Source organism: Variovorax sp. F042 (assembly GCF_057814215.1).
On record NZ_JBVASX010000099.1, the window covers coordinates 1 to 281 of the forward strand.

Consider the following 281-nt stretch of genomic DNA (forward strand, 5'->3'; position numbering starts at 1 on the left):
CGAATTGCCGGCGCTTCCATCCGCGAAGACGTTGGCGCCTTGCTCGATGGTGATGGTGCTGTTGCTGTTGAACTCGACGGTGTTGGCGCCGATGCCGCCTGGGTACGGACTGTTTCCGTTGGTGGAGTTGTTCTGGACCGTGGCGCCGCTGCGAACCGTGATGGTGGCATTGTTGCCAAGGCTGATCGCGGAGCTGTTGCCCGTGCTGACCAATGCACCCGACTGGACATCCACCGAGGTGTTGTCAGCCGTGGCCGGTCCCGTCCCGACGGTCGTGCCTT

At 63.0% G+C, this 281-nt stretch carries 1 protein-coding gene; it reads right to left on the minus strand.

All coding sequences use genetic code 11. The annotated features are described in order from the left end of the window. Positions 1-281, minus strand: a 281-nt coding sequence (locus ACZYSP_RS35580; protein ID WP_489019270.1) for a hypothetical protein, incomplete at both ends; no start/stop codon positions are given.